At 52.4% G+C, this 376-nt stretch carries 1 protein-coding gene; it reads right to left on the reverse strand.

Features of this window, described 5'->3' with window-relative positions; all coding sequences use genetic code 11:
* Positions 1-376 (reverse strand): hypothetical protein (locus tag M3221_RS25805; protein WP_251274832.1); only part of this gene is annotated, 376 nt, incomplete at both ends.

A 376-nucleotide genomic window follows, 5' to 3' on the forward strand; every position in this document is an offset into this window, starting at 1 on the left:
TTACATCGCGTGTCCCATTCGCTGTTTCTGCACTCACTGCCAGCTGGTATGTTTCACTCCGCTTCAGCTCTACCAGGTCAGACGGCACACTCAGGCTTGTCGGCTTGTCTCCTGCTGATACGTCAATTGCTTTTACTTTTACAACCTTCGTAATTCCGTTATTTGTAATACGGATGTCCGCTGTATAGCCGATTGCCGCGCTGGCCGAAACCGTGACCAGCCCTTCCGCGCTTACCTGCGCAATCGATGTATTTGTGCTGCTGTACTTTGTCCCTGTGCTGCTTGCTGTTACATCGCGTGTCCCATTCGCTGTTTCTGCACTCACTGCCAGCTGGTATGTTTCACTCCGCTTCAGCTCTACCAGGTCAGACGGCAC

This window comes from Domibacillus indicus (genome assembly GCF_023715895.1).
GTDB lineage: Bacteria > Bacillota > Bacilli > Bacillales > Domibacillaceae > Domibacillus > Domibacillus indicus_A.